20 protein-coding genes and 1 riboswitch are annotated in these 21,394 nt (G+C 70.2%); of the genes, 9 read left to right on the forward strand and 11 right to left on the reverse strand.

Annotated elements, in window-relative coordinates; genetic code table 11:
- From V8688_RS05540 to V8688_RS05555, 4 genes are all read right to left on the reverse strand, one after another.
- The coding region (locus V8688_RS05540) for an ATP-binding cassette domain-containing protein (protein WP_342800320.1) at positions 1-408 on the reverse strand (408 nt) is incomplete at its 3' end.
- On the reverse strand, positions 405-1,217 hold the full coding sequence (modB, locus tag V8688_RS05545; RefSeq protein ID WP_308248600.1) for a molybdate ABC transporter permease subunit: 813 nt from the start codon (positions 1,215-1,217) through the stop codon (positions 405-407). The genes modB and V8688_RS05540, both read right to left, overlap by 4 nt.
- Positions 1,214-1,981, reverse strand: coding sequence for a molybdate ABC transporter substrate-binding protein (modA, locus tag V8688_RS05550; RefSeq protein WP_342800321.1), 768 nt, complete (start codon positions 1,979-1,981; stop codon positions 1,214-1,216). The genes modB and modA overlap by 4 nt, the downstream gene beginning before the upstream one ends.
- An 11-nt stretch (positions 1,982-1,992) precedes the next feature.
- Positions 1,993-2,391, reverse strand: coding sequence for a TOBE domain-containing protein (locus V8688_RS05555; RefSeq protein ID WP_218720419.1), 399 nt, complete (start codon positions 2,389-2,391; stop codon positions 1,993-1,995).
- Between the two features lie 153 nt (positions 2,392-2,544).
- Between V8688_RS05555 and V8688_RS05560 the strand changes: the two genes are divergently transcribed.
- The gene (locus V8688_RS05560) at positions 2,545-2,961 is read left to right on the forward strand and encodes a hypothetical protein (protein ID WP_218720420.1); all 417 of its coding nucleotides are present in this window, start codon (positions 2,545-2,547) and stop codon (positions 2,959-2,961) included.
- 49 nt (positions 2,962-3,010) lie between these two features.
- Here the strand turns inward: V8688_RS05560 and V8688_RS05565 are convergent, their stop codons facing one another.
- The 3 genes from V8688_RS05565 to V8688_RS05575 are packed head-to-tail and all read right to left on the reverse strand — an operon-like array spanning position 3,011 to position 7,101.
- A complete protein-coding gene (locus V8688_RS05565; protein ID WP_342800322.1) occupies positions 3,011-4,396 on the reverse strand; it encodes a styrene monooxygenase/indole monooxygenase family protein in 1,386 nt (461 codons plus the stop codon).
- 45 nt (positions 4,397-4,441) lie between these two features.
- On the reverse strand, positions 4,442-5,881 hold the full coding sequence (locus tag V8688_RS05570; protein WP_342800323.1) for an LLM class flavin-dependent oxidoreductase: 1,440 nt from the start codon (positions 5,879-5,881) through the stop codon (positions 4,442-4,444).
- Positions 5,878-7,101, reverse strand: coding sequence for an acyl-CoA dehydrogenase family protein (locus V8688_RS05575; protein ID WP_342800324.1), 1,224 nt, complete (start codon positions 7,099-7,101; stop codon positions 5,878-5,880). The genes V8688_RS05570 and V8688_RS05575 overlap by 4 nt, the downstream gene beginning before the upstream one ends.
- Before the next feature lie 134 nt (positions 7,102-7,235).
- On the opposite strand from V8688_RS05575, the gene V8688_RS05580 reads away from it, so the two are divergent.
- From V8688_RS05580 to rph, 4 genes are all read left to right on the forward strand, one after another.
- On the forward strand, positions 7,236-8,531 hold the full coding sequence (locus V8688_RS05580; RefSeq protein ID WP_218720427.1) for an MFS transporter: 1,296 nt from the start codon (positions 7,236-7,238) through the stop codon (positions 8,529-8,531).
- Positions 8,528-9,538 carry a glutathione S-transferase C-terminal domain-containing protein gene (locus V8688_RS05585; RefSeq protein ID WP_342800325.1) on the forward strand — a complete coding sequence of 337 codons (1,011 nt, stop codon included), beginning with the start codon at positions 8,528-8,530 and terminating at the stop codon, positions 9,536-9,538. The genes V8688_RS05580 and V8688_RS05585 overlap by 4 nt, the downstream gene beginning before the upstream one ends.
- A gap of 46 nt (positions 9,539-9,584) precedes the next feature.
- Entirely contained in the window at positions 9,585-10,172 is a 588-nt protein-coding gene (locus tag V8688_RS05590; RefSeq protein ID WP_218720430.1) for a GNAT family N-acetyltransferase, read from the forward strand.
- A 157-nt stretch (positions 10,173-10,329) separates the two neighbouring features.
- Positions 10,330-12,960, forward strand: coding sequence for a rifamycin-inactivating phosphotransferase (gene rph / locus V8688_RS05595; RefSeq protein WP_342800326.1), 2,631 nt, complete (start codon positions 10,330-10,332; stop codon positions 12,958-12,960).
- Positions 12,961-13,018: 58 nt separating this feature from the next.
- Here the strand turns inward: rph and ligA are convergent, their stop codons facing one another.
- Both ligA and V8688_RS05605 read right to left on the reverse strand, forming a co-directional pair.
- Positions 13,019-15,010 carry an NAD-dependent DNA ligase LigA gene (gene ligA, locus V8688_RS05600; RefSeq protein ID WP_342800327.1) on the reverse strand — a complete coding sequence of 664 codons (1,992 nt, stop codon included), beginning with the start codon at positions 15,008-15,010 and terminating at the stop codon, positions 13,019-13,021.
- Between the two features lie 298 nt (positions 15,011-15,308).
- Entirely contained in the window at positions 15,309-16,196 is an 888-nt protein-coding gene (locus V8688_RS05605; protein WP_218720435.1) for a M48 family metalloprotease, read from the reverse strand.
- Between the two features lie 90 nt (positions 16,197-16,286).
- A riboswitch (guanidine-III (ykkC-III) riboswitch) is annotated at positions 16,287-16,353 on the forward strand.
- A 10-nt stretch (positions 16,354-16,363) separates the two neighbouring features.
- On the opposite strand from V8688_RS05605, the gene V8688_RS05610 reads away from it, so the two are divergent.
- From V8688_RS05610 to V8688_RS05625, 4 genes are all read left to right on the forward strand, one after another.
- Positions 16,364-16,678, forward strand: coding sequence for a multidrug efflux SMR transporter (locus tag V8688_RS05610; protein WP_218720436.1), 315 nt, complete (start codon positions 16,364-16,366; stop codon positions 16,676-16,678).
- A 347-nt stretch (positions 16,679-17,025) separates the two neighbouring features.
- Complete coding sequence (locus V8688_RS05615) at positions 17,026-18,459, forward strand: PE-PPE domain-containing protein (RefSeq protein WP_342800328.1); 1,434 nt, start codon at positions 17,026-17,028, stop codon at positions 18,457-18,459.
- The gene (locus tag V8688_RS05620; protein WP_218720440.1) at positions 18,420-18,590 is read left to right on the forward strand and encodes a hypothetical protein; all 171 of its coding nucleotides are present in this window, start codon (positions 18,420-18,422) and stop codon (positions 18,588-18,590) included. The genes V8688_RS05615 and V8688_RS05620 overlap by 40 nt, the downstream gene beginning before the upstream one ends.
- A 209-nt stretch (positions 18,591-18,799) precedes the next feature.
- Entirely contained in the window at positions 18,800-19,846 is a 1,047-nt protein-coding gene (locus V8688_RS05625) for an alpha/beta fold hydrolase (RefSeq protein ID WP_218720442.1), read from the forward strand.
- Positions 19,847-19,875: 29 nt separating this feature from the next.
- Here V8688_RS05625 and V8688_RS05630 read toward each other — a convergent pair whose 3' ends face one another.
- Together V8688_RS05630 and V8688_RS05635 are read right to left on the reverse strand one after the other, a co-directional pair.
- A complete protein-coding gene (locus tag V8688_RS05630; protein WP_342800329.1) occupies positions 19,876-20,487 on the reverse strand; it encodes a hypothetical protein in 612 nt (203 codons plus the stop codon).
- Positions 20,488-20,615: 128 nt separating this feature from the next.
- A complete protein-coding gene (locus tag V8688_RS05635) occupies positions 20,616-21,377 on the reverse strand; it encodes a 3-hydroxyacyl-CoA dehydrogenase (protein ID WP_218720446.1) in 762 nt (253 codons plus the stop codon).
- Positions 21,378-21,394 lie beyond the last annotated feature (17 nt).

Raw genomic sequence — 21,394 nt, forward strand, 5'->3', positions numbered from 1 at the left:
CGAGAGCGAGCGGGGTTTGGCCGCCAGCTGCTCGCCCAGGCCGACGCGATCGAGCCAGCGCGCGGCACGCTCGTTCGCGGTCCGGCGCGGCGCGCCGCGCGCCCGCAGCCCGAACGCGACATTGTCCAGCGCGCTCATGGTCGCGAACAGCAGGTAGTCCTGGAACACCACACCGACCGCGCGCTGTTCGGCGGGCACGAATCGGCTCGGCGGGATATCCCAGACGTGATCGCCCAGCCGGATGAAACCGTCGTCGAGCGGGGCCAGCCCGGCCAGCGCGCGCAGCGCCGTGGTCTTGCCCGCGCCGTTGGGTCCGAGCAGCGCCACGACCTCCCCGGCAGCGACCTCGAACGCGATGTCGAGGGTGAAGCGCGATCGGCGCACCCGCAGCGCGACATCCAGGGTCACAGTGGTCCTCGCGTCCATCGATCGCGCAGGGCGGCCAGCACGGCCACCGAGACGGCGAGCAGTACCAGGCTGAGCACGATGGCGTCCTCGGGGTCGGTTTCGAGCGCGAGGTAGACCGCCAGCGGCATCGTCGTGGTGGTGCCGGGGAAACTTCCCGCGAAGGTGATCGTGGCACCGAACTCCCCCAGTGCCCTGGCCCAGCACAGCACCGCACCGGCGATCACGCCGGGCATGACCGAAGGCAGCGTCACCCGGCGGAAGGTCAGCCACCGCGACGCGCCCAGCGTCGCGGCGGCTTCCTCGTAGCGCGGGTCGGCCGCCCGCAGCGCGCCTTCGACGGAGATCACCAGGAACGGCATGGCGACGAAGGCCTCCGCGACGATGACACCGGCGGTGGTGAACGGCAGGGAGAACCCGAACCACTCGTAGAGATAGCGCCCGAGGACCCCGCGCCGGCCGAGCACCAGCAGCAGCGCGACACCGCCGACGACCGGCGGCAGCACCAGCGGGACGGTCACCAGGGCCCGGATGATGCCCAGCCCCCGCACCTCACCCCGGGCCAGCAGCCAGGCCAGCGGAATACCGAACACCACGCACACGACGGTCGCCGAGGTGGCGCACACCAGCGACAGCCGCAACGCCTGGCCGACCTCGGCACTCGTCAGCCGCTCGGGCAGGGTGCGCCAGGGCGCGCGCAGGAGCAGCCCGATCATCGGCAGTACCAGGAAGGCCAGCGCGCACACGGCGGGCACGACCAGGATCAGCGGTCGCCGTCCCCGGACCGCCCGTCGTCGCGTCGCCCCGATCACGGCGTGTCGAACCCCGCTCCGGCGAAGACGGCCCGCGCCTGGTCGGACCCGATGAACTCGACGAACGCCGCCGCGGCCGCGGCGTTGGGCGCCTTCGCCAGCGCGGCGATCGGATAGTCGTTGATCGCCGTGGTCGACTCCGGGAAGTCCAGCCCCTGCACCTTGTCGCCGGCGGCCAGCACATCGGTGCGGTACACCAGCGCGGCGTCGACCTCGCCCAGCGTGACCTTGGTCAGCACCGCCTTGACGTCGGCTTCGCGGGTATCGGGCTGCGGGGTGATCCCGGCGGCCTCGAACACCGTCTTCGCCGCCGCACCGCAGGGCACCTGCTCGGCGCACAGGGCGATCTTCTCCTCCGGCTTCGCGAAGTCGGCCAATCCGGTGACCCGGCCCGGGTTGCCCTGCGGCACGGCGATCTCGAGGCGGTTGCGCACGAAGGTCACCGGCTTCGCGGTGACCTCGCCCGCGTCCACCACCTGCTGCATGTTCTTCGGCGCCGCCGAGGCGAACACGTCGACGGGGGCGCCCTGTTTGATCTGCTCGGCCAGCGCGGAGCTGGCGCCGAAACCGAAGACCACCTTCGTCCCGGGATGGGCCGCCTCGAACTGCTTGCCGAGCTCGGTGAACGTCCCGGTCAGCGACGCCGCGGCGAAGACGGTGACCGTGCCGCCCTGCGCCTGGTCGGCGGCGGTGTCGGTGCCGCAGCCGACCGCGGTCAGGGCCACCGCGCCGACCGTCAGTGCCACGCCGATACTGCGCATCATCGTCGACCTCGTCAACTTTCCGGGATTTCTACTACGACATGGGTGGACTTCACCGAGGCGACGGTGATGCTGCCGACGTCGAGCCCGAGCTCGTCGACGGACTCCCGGCTCATCAGCGACACCAGCCGGAACGGTCCCGCCTGGATCTCGACCTGCGCCATCACGGTGTCCTTGACGATGCGGGTGACGATCCCGCGCATCCGGTTGCGGGCCGAGGTGGCGACGGTGGTGCCCGGCGGGGCCGGTTCGCTGTTCTGCTGCAGGAACTCGGCGAGCTCGCGCCCATCGATGCCCTTGCGGCCGCTGTCGAGCTGGATCGCGGTGAGCCTGCCCTGATCGATGTGCCGGCGGACGGTGTCATCACTGACACCCATCAACGCCGCTACTTCGCTGATCCGCAGATTCGACACGAAGGGAGTGTATTCGACGCATCTACGGTGCGCATAGCGGAACTGTTCCGAACTTCCGGAATAATGGGAGTTTCCTCGTCGCGCTAGGGTCGAATCGCGGGGTCGCCCAGACCTCGCCCGGGTTCTCAGCCAACCGACACGAAGAGGCTTGCCATGCATCTCGGCGGTACGACCATTCGGGCCCTCATCGCGGCGGCCGTCGTCGCGGCACCGCTGTGCGCGTTCGCGCCGGTGGCCACGGCCGATCGCGGCTTGCTCGACGACGCGATCACCCTCACCAGCGGTGGTCTGTGCGTCGGGCACATCCATTTCGCGACGGTCTTCGGACCGAACACGCCCTACTTCGGCCTGATCAGCGCCCTGCACGGGATCGGCCCGTGCGCGGTGGAGGTCACCGTCGACTGGCGCAATCTCGACACCGGGGCCACCGGCACCGTGCGGCAACTGGTCGCCGGGACCGGCGGTACCCAGATCTCGTTCGATCCCGGACCGGGGCGGATCACCGGCACGCTCACCACCAACGCACCGCACAAGCCGGGCACCTTCGAATTCGTGCGCACAGCGCAGTAGTGCGGCGCGGCCGGCAGGATCGGCCGCGGCGGACGGGGGTGGTGGCAGCTCAGGCGCGGGTGAGCGCGCCCGCGTACTCCGACCGGGCGAATCTGCCCGCCGGCTGGAACCGGGCGAGCACCTCGGTCGCGGGCACGCCGGTGATCTCCTCGATGTAGGCGCCCGCCTGTTCGACGGTGTCGATCCCGAGGAACGGCTGCGGATGGTGCAGCAGGCCGACCAGCGCGCTCGCGAACCGCGGCTCCACCGCGGCGGCGGCGAAGAACTGCCCGCCGATGTCGGCGAACTCCGGATCGCTGAGGAACAACCGGGTCACCTTGGCGGCGGCATCGCTGCGCGCGGCGAGGAACTCCCCGTAGCGCGCGGCGATCCAGGCCTCGTCGAAGGCGCCGTCGTGGACGGCGGCCGCGGCGACCAGGCGCTGCGCCTGGATCAGCCCGCTCTGCGCGCCCTGCCCGGCGATCGGGTCGTAGGCGACGGAGGTGTCGCCCAGCGAGGCCACCGGGTGCCCGCTCGCGGTCCGGCCGACACCGGCGCGAACCACCGGTCGCACGGCGCCCTCGAGCCACGAGTGCGGATCGTCCTCGATCACCTGGGTGGCCAGGACCTCCGGCAGATCCCAGTCGATGTAGTCGCGGTAGAGCTCGGTGACGATCCGGTGCGCCGACGCGGCCGAATCGGCCGCGCCGAACCGCGCCGCCCAGTCGCTGCCCGGCCGCGCCCAGCCCAGGAACGCCCAGCTCGGACCGGCGTCCTTGTGCAGATAGGGCCCCCACCAGCCCTCGCCCTGATCGGCGAAGATGGAGAACCCGCTGTGGCCGCCGCCCGCCGGACTGCGATGGGCGAACACGCCGGGGTCGTGGCCGAGACCGGTGACGGTGACCGTGAGCAGCGAGCGCTGGGGCGCGTCGTAGACGGTGCGCTCGGGGTCGACGGGAAACAGCTCCGACAGGCCACCGCGACCGGTCGCGACCAGGGTCAGGTCGTGCTGGGCGGCGATCCCGTCGAGGGATTCCGGGGTGACCGGCTCGACGACGAAACGACCACCGCGCTCGCGGAACGCGGTGAGTCGCTCGTCGGCTTTGAGCCTGGTGTCGACCGCGACGCCGACGTAGCCGTCGAACTCGCCGTCGAAGGCGATCAGCTCGTTGCGGTCGGGGTCGGCGATGCGGACGCTGAGTCCGGTGTGGCGGGGCGCCCTGGCGGTGTAGGTGTCCAGACCCAGGGCCAGCTCGGCCTGTTGGGTCACCCCGAATTCCAGGGCGGTGCCGGTGGCGGGAACGTCGTTGCGGAGGGCCTGTTGGTCTCGGTCGCTGTAGAGCGTGACCTCGAAGCCGGCGTCGAGCAGACCTAGCGCCGCGGTGACGCCGGTCTGTCCGGCGCCGACGATCGCGGCCGAACGCGTGGAACGTGAAGCGGGATTCTGCGATGTCATATCGGCTATGGTGCTGGATTCCGTTCCGCCGCAGCAGGGTTGCGATCAGCGGGAATCGATGGCCGCGACGATCGAGCCCGGCCTCGACTCCGGGTCCGGCAGGACGGTCGAATTCCGGCCGCCCACCCGGTAGCTCGCGCCGCGATGGTCGTCCGGGAGCCGGTCGCCCGCGCCGAACAGCGCGTGCCGCAGGGTGCCTGGCTCGTACTCGGCGGCATAGACACCGCGGGCGGTCAGCACCGGAACCACGTACCGCACGATGTCCTCGAACGAGCCGGGGGTGATCGCGTAGGCCAGGTTGAACCCGTCCAGATCGGTCTCGGCGACCCAGTCCTGGAGCTGGTCGGCGACGGTCTGTCCCGACCCGACGAACACCGGGCCCATGCCGCCGATGCCGGCCCAGCGGCCGATGTCGCGCACGGTCCATTCGCGGCCGTCGTCGTCGAACTCCTGGAACGCGGCGACCGCCGACTGGATGGCATTGCTCTGCACGTCGCCGATGGGGTCGTCGAGGTCGTAGCGCGACAGGTCGATCCCCATCCAGCCGGACATGAACACCAGCCCGCCCTCCACGCTCGCGTAGGACAGGTACTCCTCGTGCTTGGCGTGGGCGGCCGCGTCGGTGGCATCGGTGACGATGGTGGCCAGCGCGTAGATCCGGGCCGCGTACCGGTCACGACCCGCCGCCTCGAGCGCGTCCCTGACCCGCGACACCGTCTGGGTGAGTACGCGTTTCGACGGCGCTGCCACGAACACGGCCTCGGCGTTCTCCGCGGCGAAGCGCACGCCGCGCGGGGAGGCGCCCGCCTGGTAGATCACCGGGGTGCGCTGCGGCGAGGGCTCGGACAGATGGATGCCCGGCACGGTGAAATGCCGTCCCCGATGGCCGATGTGGTGCACCTTCGCCGGGTCGACGTAGATGCCACGATCCACATCGCGCACCACCGCGTCGTCTTCCCAGGAGCCCTCCCAGAGCTTGTAGAGCACCTCGAGGTATTCATCGGCCTGGTCGTAGCGGTCGTCGTGGTCGAGCTGATCGTCGGCGCCGAGATTGCGAGCCGCCGAGGGCAGGTAGCCGGTCACGACGTTCCAGCCGACCCGGCCGCCGGTGAGATGATCCAGCGTGGACAGCCGCCGGGCGAACGGGAAGGGGTGCTCGAAGCCGGTGCCCGTGGTGATGCCGAAGCCGAGGTGCTCGGTGACGGCGGCCATCGCCGTCACCAGCAGCAGCGGATCGGCCACCGGCACCTGCGCGCCCTCCCGCAGGGCGGCGAGATCGTTGCCGCCGTAGACGTCGTAGATGCCCAGGACATCGGCGATGAAGATGCCGTCGAAGCGGCCGCGTTCGAGCAGCTGGGCGAGCTCGGTCCAGTAGCTCAGTTCCTTGTAGCGGTGCGACTGGTCGTCGGGGTGGCGCCACAGGCCGGGCGACTGGTGCGCCACACAGTTCATGTCGAAGGCGTTGAACCGGATCCGGCGGGTCATCGGGTGGACCCGTCGGCCGCGACGCGTTCCCCGGCACTCCAGCCGAACGGCAGGTCGGTGCCGTTGAGCAGGTGATCGCCTACCGCTCTGGCCTTCTGGATGGCGGGGTTGTGCACCGAGATGGTGCGCGCGTTGCGCCAGTGCCGGTCCAGGCGCAGCCCTTCGGACACGATGGACGCGCCGCCCACCTCGAACAGCAGGCTGGTCGCGGGCAGCACGGTGTCGATCACCGCGAGCTGGACCTGCGCGGCGGCGAGTTCGACAGCGGTGAGCGCCTTTTCATCGGTCGCGCCCGCGGCGAGGACCTCGTCGAGCAGGTCGGCCACGGCGAGGACGTTCGCGCGCGCGGAGAACGCGGCCGCCGACAGCTGGCCGATCACCTGCTGCACCAGCGGATCGTGGCGGGGCAGGTCGGCGGCGGAATGGGTGTAGCCGCGCGTGCGCCGCGAGACCCATTTCCGCACATCGCTTTCCGCGCGCTGGGCGATGCCTGCGAGCACCGCGAGCTGGACCAGCTGCAGGTAGGAGGTCGCGTAGGTGGGGCCGGGCACGCCGTAGCCGGGGCCGAGGATCTGTTCCTCGGTGACCCGCACCGCCGTGAATTCCGTGGTGCCGCTGGCGGTGAGCCGCTGCCCGAAACCGTCCCAGTCGTCGTGCTGACGTACCCCGCCGGCGTGGGCGCCGACCAGCACACCCACCCGTTCGCCGTCCCGGTCGGCGGCGACGAGGATGTGGTCGGCGTAGAGGGAGCCGGTGCTGTAGAACTTGGTGCCGTCGAGCCGCCAGTGTTCGCCGTCGCGAGTGAGCCGGGTCCGATACCGGTCGACCGCGCCGACCCCGGGCTCGGTGATGGCGTTGCCGACCAGGGTGCCCTCGGTCACCGCGCGCAGCCACCGCTCGCGTGCAGGCCCCGCGGCCGCCAGCAACTGGTCCTCGACGAAGGAGAAGTGCACGCGCAACGCCTGCGGCAGGTTCGATTCGGCGGCGGCGAGGTCGATGAGCAGCCGGAACAGCTGGCGCACGCTCGCGCCGTAGCCGCCGAACTCCACCGGCACCCGCAGCGCGCCGAAGCGCGCCGCGCGCAGGGCGGCGATCTCGGCGTGTGCCAGTTCGCGGTCGGTTTCGCGGGCGACAGCGCCCTCGGCGATGCGATCGAAGAGGGGACGGAAGACGTCGTCCAGTTCGGAATCGGCCACGCGTTTCGTCTCTGTGGAAGTCATTCCCCCACCATGACGCCGCAAGGCCGCATGCTCACCGGTTGCGCGCAGCGGGATCGCAAAGCCCGCGACGGCGTGTTGCGATCAGGCCGAGCCGGGGGCCTGTGGCCCGACAGGGTCTCTGCGACGATGTCGGCATGAGCACCGCCACCCGACCGGGTGTTGTCACGACCGGCACGCTGGTTCTGCTGTCCGCGCTGTACTTCGCGCAGGGTCTGCCGTTCGGCTTCTTCACCCAGGCGCTGCCGGTGGTGCTGCGCGAATCGGGCTATTCGCTGGTGGTGATCAGCGCCTCGGGCGTGCTGTTCCTGCCGTGGGCGCTGAAGTTCCTGTGGGCGCCCTATGTCGACCGGTACGGCACCCGGCGCACCTGGCTGCTGGTGCTGCAACTGTCCGCGGCGGCGGTCGCCATGCTGCTCGCGTGCCTGGACCTGTCGTCGTCGCTGCGGTGGCTGTTCGTCGGCATCGTGGTGGTGAATCTGTTCTCGGCGACGCAGGACGTGGCGACCGACGGGCTCGCCGTGCGTCTGCTGGGTCCGCGCCAGCGCGGGCTGGGCAACGGCATCCAGGTCGGCGCGTATCGCGTCGGCATGATCGTCGGCGGCGGCGCCCTGCTGTGGCTGTTCGCCCTGGCCGGGTGGCGGATGCTGTTCCTGGCCATGGCCGTGCTGATCGTGCTGACCACGGTGCCGGTATGGCTGCTACGCGAACCCGTCGCCGACCGCCCGCCGCCGCGGCATCCGGCGCGCCTGCTCGGTACCTGGTGGACCCGGCTGCGTCGGCCGGGCATTCTCGCCTTCATCGCGCTCATCGGCGCGTTCAAGTTCGGTGACTCGATGGCGTCCGCGCTGACCGGTCCGTTCCTGTCCGACGCGGGGCTCGATCTCGGCCAGATCGCGCTGATCAAGGGAGTGCTGTCCTCGGCGGGCGCGCTCGCCGGAGCCGGCCTCGGCGGCTGGCTCGCCTACCGCTTCGGTCGCAGGCACGCACTGCTCATCGGCGGTGTCACCCAGACCGCCGGCATCGTGCTGTATCTGCTCGCCGCGCACGGGATCGGCGGATTCGAGCTGCTCGTCACCGCGAGCCTGGCCGAGCACGTCTTCGGTGGCGCCGCCACGGTCGCGGTGTTCGCGCTCATGATGGACGCCGCCGACACCGACCACGCGGGCAGCGACTACACGCTGCTCGCCTGCGCCGTCGTCGTCGTCCAGGGTGTGGCGGGCATGGCGGCCGGGGTGGTCGGTGATCTGGCGGGCTATTCGGCCCTGTTCGCGACGAGCCTGGTGCTGTCCGGACTCGGCTGTGCCGCCCTGATTCTCGGGTTGTCGCGCGGGATGGGTCCGGTCGGCGTGCGCCGGGCGCTCGCGGCCGCCGACGCGCCGCATCCGGTCCCGGAACCGGCGGATGCGGAGTCTGCGAGACTGGGACGGTGAGCGATGCCGATGCGGGAACCTATGTCGAACCGGGCGAATTCCGTCGCGACACCAACTACATCACGACGCGGATCACCGCCGACGGCCGCGACGGCTACCCCGTCGAGCCCGGCCGCTACCGGCTCGTCGCGGCCAGGGCCTGCCCGTGGGCCAACCGCACGCTGATCGTGCGCCGGTTGCTCGGCCTCGAACCGGTGCTCTCGCTCGGCCTGTGCGGCCCCACCCACGACAAGCTCAGCTGGACCTTCGACCTGGACCCTGGCGGGGTCGACCCCGTGCTGGGCATCCATCATCTGCGCGACGCGTACCTGGCCCGGTTCCCGGACTATCCGCGCGGCATCACCGTGCCCGCCGTGGTCGACATCCCGACCGGTCAGGTCGCCACCAACGACTACGCCCAGATCACTCTCGACTTCGCCACCGAGTGGACCGCCTATCACCGCCCCGGCGCACCGCAGCTGTATCCGGAACCGCTGCGTGAGCAGATCGACGAGATCAACCTCGACGTCTTCCGCAACGTCAACAACGGCGTCTACCGCTGCGGTTTCGCGGGCGCTCAGGACGCCTACGACGCCGCCTACGTCCGCCTCTTCGACGCCCTGGACCGGCTGACCGAGCGGCTGCGCACCCAGCGCTACCTCGTCGGCGACACCATCACCGAAGCCGACGTGCGCCTGTTCACCACCCTCGCCCGCTTCGACCCCGTCTACCACGGCCATTTCAAGTGCAACCGCAGCAAACTCACCGAGATGCCGGTGCTGTGGGCCTACGCCCGCGACCTGTTCCAGACCTCCGGTTTCGGTGACACCATCGACTTCGGCCAGATCAAGGAGCACTACTACGTCGTGCATCGCGACATCAACCCCACCGGCATCATCCCGGCCGGCCCGGACCTGTCGAACTGGCTGACACCGCACCACCGCGAGGAACTGGGCGGGCGCCCGTTCGGCGACGGCACCCCGCCGCCGCCGCCCCTGCCCGCCGAGCAGGTACCGCCGATCGAGTGAGACCGACTGTCCGCCACCGGGACCGGGGCGAGCGGACAATATCGGCATGCCCGAACTGCTGCCACCCGTGGTGGATGCCGACCGATTCACCGCGACACCCCAACCGACACTTCCCGGGATCGACGGCCTGATCCTGCGCCCGTGGACCGCGGCCGACGCACCGGTCGTGTACCGGGCGTTCCAGGACCCGGCGATCAGCCGCTGGCACGTCCGCAGCGCCGAATCCGTCGGCCAGGTGCGCGAGTGGATCGAGCGCTGGCGTGGCACCTGGTCCACCGGCAACGGGCAGTGGGCCGTCACCGTGGACGGCGAGGTCGCCGGACGAATCGGCTTGCGCCGCACCGACCTCGGCGAAGGCCACACCGAACTCGCCTACTGGACGCTACCCGCCCGGCGGGGCCAGGCTGTCGCACCCCGCGCCGCCCGGGTCCTCACCCGGTGGGCGTTCCACGACATCGGCTTCGACCGCATCCAGCTCACCCACTCGGTCCACAACGCGCCGTCGTGCCGTGTCGCGGCCAAGTGCGGATTCGTTCTGGAAGGCACCCTGCGCGGCGCCGGGCGCCACCGCGACGGCTGCCACGACATGCACCTGCATGCCCGGTTACGCACCGATCGCCCGGGTGGTCGCTGAATCCTCGCCGTCGACGGGCCGTTGCCGGTCGCGGCACGTTCCGACTGCTTGCCTCCCCCTTCTACTGTATACACGAATCCGGGCCCTCATGAGGCGCGGAATTGTGGTCCATAATCGCTCGCGAAATACCGAAACCACCAGGTGAGGAGTAGCGGGGATGGCCTATGTACTGGATTTCGGGGAGATCGATCGCACCCGGATCGCGATCGTCGGCGGCAAGGGCGCGAACCTCGGTGAGCTGGCGCGCATCGAGGGTGTGGACGTGCCGGACGGCTTCTGTGTGACGACCGACGCCTTCGCCCGGGCGCTGGCGGGCGCACCCGCGATCGAGGACCTGCTCGACGAACTGTCGCGCCTGGCGGCCGAGGACCGTGCGGCGATCGCCGCGGTGAGCGCCCGGGTGCGGCACGCGATCGAGGACCTGGTCGTCCCGGAGGACGTCGCGGCCGAGATCCTCGCCGCGCACGCCCGGCTCGGCGTGGACGGCGCCTACGCGGTCCGGTCCAGCGCCACCGCCGAGGACCTGCCGACCGCGTCGTTCGCGGGCCAGCAGGACACCTTCCTCAACATCGTGGGACCTTCGGCGATCCTCGAGCACGTCAGCCGGTGCTGGGCTTCGCTGTTCACCGAGCGCGCCGTCACCTACCGGCTGCGCAACGGGTTCGGCGAGAAGGTGATTCGCATGGCGGTGGTCGTGCAGCGGATGGTGTTCCCGCGTGCCTCGGGCATTCTCGTCACCGCTGATCCGGTCACCTCCGACCGGCGGATCGTCTCCATCGATGCCGGTTTCGGCCTCGGCGAGGCGCTCGTCTCCGGTCTCGTGAACGCCGACATCTACCGGGTCCGCGACGACACCGTCGTCGACCGGACGATCGCCACCAAGAAACTCGCCGTCGAGCCGGCGCCCGCGGGCGGCACACGGGTGCGCGAGATCACCGAGGAGCAGCGCAACGACCCGGTGCTCACCGATGCGGAGGTGCTGCGGCTGGCCCGGCTCGGCCGCCGGATCGAAGCGCATTTCGGCAGTCCGCAGGACATCGAGTGGTGTCTGGACGGCGCGGATCCGCGGATCGTGCAGAGCAGACCGATCACCACCCTGTTCCCGATTCCGGTGGCCGCCGACGGGCAGAACCGCGTCTACGTGTCGGTGGGCCACCAGCAGATGATGACCGATGCGATGAAGCCACTGGGAATCTCGCTGTGGCAGTTGACGAGTCGCGCGCCGATGCGGGACGCGGGCGGTCGCCTGTTCGTCGACGTCACCGAGATGCTCTCCGCGCCGGCGGTCCGCACCGGCCTGATCGACGGGCTCGGCAAGTCCGATCCGCTGATCGGGGACGCGCTACGGTCGGTGGTCGAGCGCGGTGACTTCCTCCGCCCGGCGACCGAGGACGCCGAGGTCCGCGCACCCGCCGGTGTCCCGACGCCCGGTGCGGCGCGCACGCCGATCGAGGCCGACCCCGACCTCGTCGCCGAGCTGGTCGCCGACATCGACTCCTCCATCGCGACGCTGCAGCGCGAGATCCCGAACTACACGGGCCCGGCGCTGATCGATTTCCTCCGCGCCGATATCCAGGAATTGCAGCGGACGGTGTTCGCGCCGCGCAGCCTGCAGGCGATCATGTCGGCGATGGAGGCCACCGAGTGGCTCAACGACCGGCTGTGGGAGTGGCTCGGTGAGAAGAACGCCGCCGACATGCTCCTGCAGTCGGTTCCGGGCAATATGACCTCGGAGATGGGTCTGGCACTGCTCGACGTCGCCGACGCGATCCGTCCGCACCCGGATGTCGTCGCCTACCTGGAGCAGGTCGAGCAGACGGGCCCGGGGCCGGACGGCTTCCTGGTCGAGCTGGCCGACCGGTCCGGGGGTCCCGAGGCCCGTGCCGCGATCGAGGGTTTTCTCGCCCGCTACGGCATGCGCTGCGTCGGCGAGATCGACATCACCCGCCCGCGCTGGAGCGAGAGTCCCACCACGCTCGTGCCCACGATCCTGGGCCATATCGAGAACTTCGGGCCCGGTGCGGGCACGCAGCGCTTCGACGAGGGCCTGCGTGCGGCCGAACAGGCCGAGCATCAGCTCCTGGACCGCGTGCGCGCCCTGCCGGACGGGGCCGCGAAGGCCGAGGAGACCGCGGCGATGATCGACCGCCTGCGCACCTACTCCGGCTATCGGGAGTATCCGAAGTACGGCATGGTGAGCCGCTATTTCGTCTACAAGCAGGCGCTGCTCGGCGAAGCCGGGCGGCTCGTCCGCGACGGCGTCCTGCGCGCGCCGGAGGACATCTTCTACCTCCGGTTCGACGAACTCGGCGAGGTGGTCCGCACCCGCCGGGTGAGTGCCGAACTCATCGACGAGCGCAAGGACGCCTTCCGCGCGTATCAGTCGCTGTCCGCACCTCGGGTGCTCACCTCCGACGGCGAGGCGCTGAGCGGGGCGTACCGGCGCGAGGATCTACCGTCCGGCGCACTGCCCGGCATGGCGGTCTCCGCGGGGATCATCGAAGGTCGCGCGCGCGTCGTGTCCGACATCGGGCAGGCCGACCTCGACCCGGGAGACATCCTGGTGACCGCCTACACCGACCCCAGCTGGACTCCGCTGTTCGTCGCGATCAGGGGCCTGGTGACCGAAGTCGGCGGCCTGATGACCCATGGCGCGGTGATCGCCCGCGAATACGGACTGCCCGCCGTCGTCGGGGTGGAGCATGCCACCTCGCTGATCCGGGACGGGCAGCGGATCCGCGTGAACGGCGCCGACGGTTACGTGGAGATCCTGACCCCGGACGAATGACGGCGACGCCGTGGCCTTCCCGACGGCCCGCTGCGGCGGGCCGCCGGGAACGGGCGGTCTAGACCACATTGGCGCTGATCAGCATGGTCCAGATCGCGCCCTGATCGACGACCTCGACACCGAGCTTCTCCGCCTTGGCCAGCTTGCTGTCACCGACGCCGGCGCCGGTGATGAGCAGGTCGGTGTTGGCCGAGACCGAGGAGGCCGCCGTCGCGCCCGCCTGCTCGCACAGGCGCTGGAAGGTCGGTCGGGCAACCTTCTCCCCCGACCGCGGATCACTGATGGCGCCGGTGATGACGACCGTCTTGCCCGCCAGTGGCGCACCCGCCGCGACGACCGGCGCGAGGTCCTCCTCGCGCACGTCCAGGCTGACACCGGCCGCGCGCAACCGCTCCAGCTCCGGACGTAGGCGGGTAAGGTGCGCGACCAGGGAGGCGGCGACCTTCGGGCCGATGTCCTCCACCGCGACGAGGCGTTCCTCGCCCGCGTCGGCGACCTCCTCCAGGGAGCCGAAACCCGCGCGGGCCAGTCGCGCGGCGGTGCCGTCGGAGGCCATCGGGATGGCCAGGCCGATCAGCGCGCGACGCAAGCCGACCTGGCGGCTCGCGTCGATCGACTCGATCATCCGCGCGGCCGACACCTCGCCGATGCGGTCGAATTCGAGCAGGCGCTCCTGGGTGAGCGTGTAGAAGTCCGACGGGCGTTCCAGGATGCCCGCCTCGGCGAGGCGTTCGATCCACACCTGCCCGATGGCGTCGATGTCGGCCGCCGCGCGCGAGGCCCAGTGGATCAGCCGGCGCACGGTCTGGGCCGGACAGGCCACATTGGTACAGAACAGCTCTCGGCTGTTGCCCTGCTCGGTGACCGGCTGCCCGCAGGACGGGCACGCGGTCGGCGGCACGATCTCGCGCTCCTCGCCGGTGCGCGCGGCCGCGTCGAGCACGCCCGCCACGAACGGGATCACATCGCCCGCGCGGCGCACCAGCACGGTGTCACCGATCTTGATGTCGCGGGCGCGGATCACCTCCTGGTTGGCCAGTGTCGCCTTGGTGACGGTGGTACCGCCGACGAACACCGGCTCCAGCCAGGCGACCGGCACGATCTTGCCGGTCTTGCCCACGTCCCACACGACGTCGGCCAGCAGCGTGGTCTTCTCCTCCGCGGCGAACTTGAACGCGAGCGCGCCGCGCGGCGAGTTCGAGCGGGTTCCGGCCGCCGCGTACGCATCCCGGTCGGCCAGCCGCAGCACGGCCCCATCGATGTCGTAGTCCAGGTCGTTGCGGCCCTGTTCGATTTCGGTGATCGCGGCCTGCGCCTGTGCCGCGTCGGCGCACAGCCGCATCCGCGCGCCTTCCACGCCCAGCGCGTGCAGGCCCGCGCCGAGGTCGTGCGCGGCGTTGTCATCGGAGGTGTCGAGGTCGAAGCCGAAGAACTGCAGGCGACGCTCGGCGACGGTGGCCGGGTCCTTGGCCCGCAATGTGCCCGCCGCCGCATTGCGCGGATTGATCAGGGGTTTGTCCGGGTGCGCCGCGTTGTAGGCGGTGAAGGTCGAGCGCAGCATCACCGCCTCGCCGCGCACCTCCACCCGCCCGGGGAGCTCGATCCGGTCGGGTACACCATCGACCAGCGCGCGGACCAGCATGGTCACATCGTCACCGGTCGTGCCATCGCCCCGGGTCACGGCCCGCACCAACCGGCCGTCCTCGAAGACCAGTGCCAGCGACAAACCGTCGAGCTTCGGCATGACCACCACCGGCTGGCCGGGAAACCGCTGGAAGAACGCTTCGACCTGCTCTGGCTTGGTGGCCTTCTCGAGCGACAGCATCGGCCGCGAGTGCCGCACCGGCGCGTGCAGCACCGCGGGGGCGCCGACCTGGTCGAGCGGATTCGGCTCGGGCGTGAGCTCGGGGTGCGCCGCGATCAGCGCACGCAACTCGTCTTCGATCGTGTCGTACTCGGCATCGGCGACCAGCGGCTCGCCCTGATAGTAGGCGTCGCGCAGCGCCACGATGCGATCGGCGAGTTCTTGGATACGTTCCCCTGTTTCCACAGCACACGACGCTACCGATTCCCACCGACACCTCCGACGAGCAGGGTTGGCGGGGGTGGGCGGCTCACGAAATCCTCACGCTGCGGACGGCAGTATCGGCAGCGATCAGGTTCCGGCCGTGTCCGGTCTCGCCGACCGAGCGCACCCGACACCCGCGGCGGCTCCTCGCGCCCCGCGGAACCGCACCGCCGAGCTGCCCTCGCGGTGCGGATCGCGCCGTGGACGCGACCGCTCCTGATCCGGCGCACCCGCCGACTGTTCCTCCGGCGGGTGCGCCCCCTTCCCACGGCGCGGGCGGTCAGGCCGCGACGGCTCGCCGAATCGCCCGCAGCCGTTCGGTTGTCGGCGGATGGGTGCCGAGCCAGCGGGCACGCGCGGCGAGCAGTGGCGATGCGGGAGTCGACTCGTGCGGCAGCCACCTGCGCAGTGCGCCGTGCAGATCGCGGCCGTACCCGAAGTCGACCGCCATCCGATCGGCGGCGAACTCCCCTCGCCGCGAGCGCGCCGCCGCGCTGAGCGGTTCCAGCACGAGCAGGGTGATCAGGACCGCGACGGTCGGTGCGCCGATGCGCGGCGTCAGCACCGTCGCCGCACCCACCAGGAGCGCGGCCGAGATCGCCGACCGGATCAGCAGGCGGACGACACCGGGACCCCGCGCCGCGCGGACGGGGATCTTGCCGATCGCGCGGACCACGCGGGCCGGGAGCGAGGCCCAGTCGTCGAGCAGCCGCAGCCGCGGATCGAGCAGGAGGTGATGGCCGAGTTCATGGGCGAGCACGGCGGCCAATTGCCGTGGCCGCAGCGACCCGAGCGCCCAGCTCGTCACCGCGACCATCCGAGCGGGGGCGGCGAAGGCGTTCAAGGCGGCCGATTGCTGCACCCACAGCGAATAGGGCCAACCGTCGACGCCGGCCGCGCGGGTGACCTCGGACCAGGCTGACGCGAGCAGGTCCGGCTCCGCGCCGACCGGTGGACGAAATCCGTACGCCGCCGCCGCTTGTGCCCGATTCGGGTGGAACCACGACGCACTCGCCACACCGCAACCGATCACGAACCACAGCGCGAGCACGATCATCGCCGCCCAGTAACCCATACCGACCCCGACCACATACACCAGCACTCCATTGAGCGTCAGGCTCGGCAGCGTCAGCAGAAATCCACCGGCGAATTCGCGAATCCTCCCCACCGGTAGGAGTTTACGGATACTCACCGACAGGTCGGGCGGTGAGCCGAACCACCATCGCTTGCCGCCCGGTAACCGGCGTGCCATGGTGGAAGTGAGCCCGGACCTCGGGCTTCCGGACGAGGGGTGCCGTACCCGGAGTGCGACAAGACGGCCCGAGGAGGGCTGTCATGTCGTGGATTCTGCTGGTCGTGTCCGGATTTCTGGAGGCCGTCTGGGCAACGGCTCTGGGCAAATCGGAAGGCTTCACCCGGCTCGTACCCTCGGTGGTGTTCTTCGCCGCGCTCCTGGCGAGCATGGCGGGATTGGCCGTCGCGATGCGCGAACTTCCCGTGGGCACCGCGTACGCGGTCTGGGTCGGTATCGGTGCGGTCCTCACCGTCGCCTACGCCATGGCCACCGGCGAGGAACCCGTCACGGTGGCCGAGCTCGTCTTCCTGACCATGATCGTGACCGGCGTGGTCGGACTCAAACTCACCCACTGACCACCACGCTCCTTCTTTTCCCTGATGACGTCTCGATCACTCCCGATCCGCGTCGTCGGTCCGCGCACGTCCACCGATCTCCGCTTCTCCGCCGACTCCTCGCAACGCTGCCGCAACGGTGGCGTGGCCTCGATCAGCGCGCGCAATGATGCAGGGGCTGCCATTCTCTCCGCGTTGCGTCCTTGTCGCACAGCACAACCGCTGGCAGAATTGCTCCGAAATTGCCGAGGTCTCGCTCTTCCCTCCCGCTGAAGGGACAGTCCATGCCGCAGACATCGACGACGCGACGAATCGGTCGGGCGACAAAGGCGGGAGAACGGAGGCGGCGTTCGGCCGCACGCGGCAGTGTGTCCGCCGCGATTCTGACGGCACTGGGTGTGGTGTGGCTCGAGGTGCAGAGTGTCGGCGCGGTCGCTCTCGCCGCGACGACGGTGCTGGTCGTTCCCGGCACCGGCACCAGCGACCCGTCGGTGGCCCACAACTTCGAAAGCAATGCCTACCAGAACTTCGTCGCCCCCGGCGCGGATGGCTGTACGGACAACTCCTGTCCCGGTGTCGCCTTCGTTCCCGTCCCGTACGACGCGTCCCTGTGGCCGGTCATCTCGTCGAAGGGTCCCGAGGCATCCTCGGCGAAGTGGAATCCCTCGGTGGCCGACGGTGTGACGACTCTCGGCGCGCTCGCCGCCCGACAGATCGACGCTCCCGCGCACGGCGGCATCGTCGTCTTCGGCTATTCGCAGGGCGCGACGGTCGCCAGTGCGCAGAAAGCCGCCCTGGCCGGCCTGACACCCTCGGACAAGGACCGTCTGGCCTTCGTCCTCATCGCGAACCCGAATCGCCCCAACGGCGGAATCATCGAGCGGCCGGTACGTTTCGGGGAGATCCCGATCGCCGACATCAGTTTCGGACCGCCCACCCCGACCGACACCGGCATCGCGACAACCGATATCGCCATGCAGTACGACGGCATTTCCGACTTCCCGGCCTATCCGCTCAATGTCGTCGCCGTCGCCAATGCCCTGTTGGGCACCCTGCTCATCCACCCCTCCTATCTGCAGCCGAAAGGCGACGGCGCGGGCAGCCACCCCAAGCCGGGCGCGGCGATCTACGGCTACCCCGATCCGGCCGACTACCTCGCACAGCAGAATTGCGACGACCATCCCGCGAACTGCCAGATCCACGGCGACACCACCTACAAGACGATCCCCAGCCCCGAAGGCACCCTGCCCCTGCTGTATCCCCTGCGCGCGGTCGGACACCACCTGAACCGGACCGACGTCACCGAACCCGTCGCCGCCCTCCTGGAACCGGCCCTGCGCGTAGTGATCGAAACCGGATACGACCGCACCGACTACGCGGCCCCCACCCCCTTTGCATGTCGATCAACCCCTCGACCCCAGCAGAACCGACACCCTCCCGGCGGACCTGTCCGTCGCGATCGACCAGGGCATCGCCGCCGCGGCCGCCGAGATCGACAACCCGTCCCACACCCCGGATCGCACCCTGCCGCCCGCGGCGGCCCTGACGAATCTCGACGACCTCCTCCCGCCGAATCCGATATCACCCCTCCTCCACGATTTCCTCACCCCGGCTCCCTAGCCACAACCGCGGCGACCCCGGACCCGGCTAGGGTCGAACGGACCGGCGTACCGCGCGCCGGGAACGACCCGAGCCGAGCGAAAGCACCCGCGCCTGCTATGCGGACGACGTCGCACGGGGCCTCACCGATGCCGGTTTGCGGGTGCTGGCGCACCGTGGAATTCGCAGCGTCTGCGACCTGATCGTCGACGACGAGCGCAAGACCGACCCGCACTTCTTCGCCCGACTCGAACAACTGGAACTCGCGATGTCCTCCCGCGCGCCCTACATCTACACGGCGAGGTTCTTTCACCTGATCGCCACGCCGAATTGAGGCATTGTCCGGCGCGCCCCGAATTGCCCGATGCTCAATACGAAACTAGTAGTTTCGCATGCTGACCTGGTGGCCACACGGAGACCGGGAGGCGGGCGGCCGCGCGAGGAACCCGGCGCCCGACCGTCGGCGGCGATTTGCCTGCCGGCGATAAGTCGGACACGATGTCCAGGTAAAATGTGCGGTGGGCACGGGCGTGGAGGTATGTGATGGTCAGCTGGGACAACGCGGTGCGTAATGTGGGCGCGCTGTTCGGCCCCGGAATCGAGCCGTATGTCCCGACCCCGTCCGAGGTCGTCTACGACCAGCCGCATCGGCTGTTGCGACGCTACCGCCGCACCGGCGCGGGCACCGGCAACCCGATCCTGCTGGTGCCGCCGCTTGCGGTGACGATCTCCTGCTACGACCTGCGACCCGGCCAGAGCCTGGTCGAGTATCTCCTGGACCTGGGCCGCGACGTCTATGTCATCGACTACGGCGAGATCGGCTGGGCCGACCGGAACCTGGGATTCGAGGAATGGGTCGACGACATCGTGCCCACCGCGGTGCACCGGGTCAGCGCGGAGCACGCGCACGCCCCGGTCGACGTGATCGGCTGGTCCTTCGGTGGCACGATCAGCCTGCTCACCGCGGCCGCCGACCCCGGTCTCCCGCTCGCCTCGATCACCGCGGTCGGCACACCGTTCGACCAGCGCCGCAACGGCCCGATGGCGCTGGCGCGCTCGGTCGCCCGGCTGACCTCGGGCCGGCTGGTCACCGAACCCGTGCGACTTCTCGGCGGCATACCGAAACATGCCGTGCGCATGGGTTTCCGGGCCCAGGCGCTCGACCGCGAACTGACCAAACCGTGGTACATCGCCCGCAATGCCGGCGATGTCGAAGCGCTGGCCCGGATGCAGGCCGTCGACCGGTTCATGGACGAGATGCCGGGATATCCCGGCCGGTTCTATCGGCAGGTCTATCGCCGGCTGATCGTGCGCAACGAGATGTGGAAGGGCACAGTGCATCTGAGCCCGGCGCACGCGATCGAGCTGGCCGCGATCACCGTCCCGGTCCTGCTGATCGGTGGCCGCCGCGACAAACTCGCCTCGGCCGCCTCCGTCGCGGCCGGGACCGAAGTGCTCGTCGGCGCGCCGGTGCGCTTCGCCGAGGTCGACGGAAGCCATCTGGGCATCATCGCCGGCCCCGGTGCCCGCGATTCCAGCTGGGCGGCGATCCGCGACTTCCTCGCCGCCGACGTCGCGCACGTCGTCTGACCGGCTGGGTCTTGCTCCGCCGAGTACACCTACGTGCAGCCGCCGAGCCACCACCAACCGCCGGACAGCTCGATTTTCGGACAGATCGGGTCGCCGAATCCGTCGTACGGTCCGGGACCGGGCGCACCGCGAAAGTGCGCGTACCCCGTTGCGCCATCGGGAATTCCGACGTGGTCGGGGACGAACCGCACCGGGTGTCCACCACTGGTGCCGATGACCGCGACTCGGCAATTCGCCGAAACGAGGCACAGGTGGCTCGGTAGCGGGCTCCCGTAATAGTCGTCGGGCCTCGCCGGCACCGACGTCGCCGCCACCGCCGCGAACGCAGGCCGCTCGAGCCAGAATCGGGTGAACACCCCGACCTCCGGCTCCGCGACGAAGAGCGCGGGCCCACCTGTGCCGATCACCGCGAAGACAGCAGTGACCACGACGGGCCACCGCCGCGGGAACCGACGGGCTCGCCCGATCGCGACCGCGAAGACGACGATCACCACGACCCAGACCAGCACCAGTACCGGTAGGGCGAGCAGCCATAGCTGCGTCACCACCCAGCCACGATGCAGGCCGACCATCACTGCCACGAACATCGTCACCGCCGCGCTGATCGGCGGCAGCGCGAACCGGCGCGTCTGCTCGAACACCCTGACAACCTATCCGGCCGAGGTGCGCGACTCGCGCGGAGAATGTGGCGGACCGGCGAGCGTACCGCCGGACCCGGTCCTCCAGCCGGACATCGTGCCCGGCCGGAAGCCCTGGAGTGTCGATCAGGTCAGCGCGGCGCCATGCGGATCGCGCCGTCGAGGCGGATGGTCTCGCCGTTGAGCATCGGGTTCTCCACGATGTGGCGGGCCAGCGCGGCGAACTCGGTGGGCTGACCCAGGCGCGAGGGGTGCGGGACCTGCGCGCCGAGCGACTGCAGCGCCTCCTCGGGCAGCGTCTCGAACAGCGGGGTGCGGAACAGGCCGGGCGCGATGGTGACGACCCGGATCTTGAAGCTCGCCAGGTCACGCGCGACCGGCAGGGTCAGGCCCACGATGCCGCCCTTGGACGCGGAGTAGGCGGCCTGGCCGATCTGGCCGTCGTAGGCGGCGACCGACGCGGTGTTGACGATGACGCCGCGCTCCTCACCGACCGGCTCGGTGGCCGCCATGCGCTCGGCGGCGAGGCGGATCACGTTGAACGTGCCGACGAGGTTGACGTTGATCACCTTGGTGAAATCGGCGAGCGGGAACGCGCCCTTCTTGCCGACCGTCTTGATCGCGTTGCCGATGCCCGCGCAGTTCACGGCGATCCGCAGCGGTGCCAGCGATTCGGCGACGTCGAGGGCCGCAGCGACCGCCGATTCGTCGGTCACGTCCGCCGCCGCGAAGGCCGCGCCCTCGCCCAGCTCCTTGGCGATGGTCGCCCCGTCGGACGACGGCAGGTCGACGATGACGACCTTCGCGCCCTGGGCGTGCAGTTCCCGCACGGTCGCCAAGCCGAGACCCGACGCACCGCCGGTGACGATCGCGGACGCATTGACGAAATCCATACCCGTAACTCCTGTTC

The organism is Nocardia sp. No.11 (assembly GCF_038752175.1).
Taxonomy (GTDB): domain Bacteria; phylum Actinomycetota; class Actinomycetes; order Mycobacteriales; family Mycobacteriaceae; genus Nocardia; species Nocardia canadensis.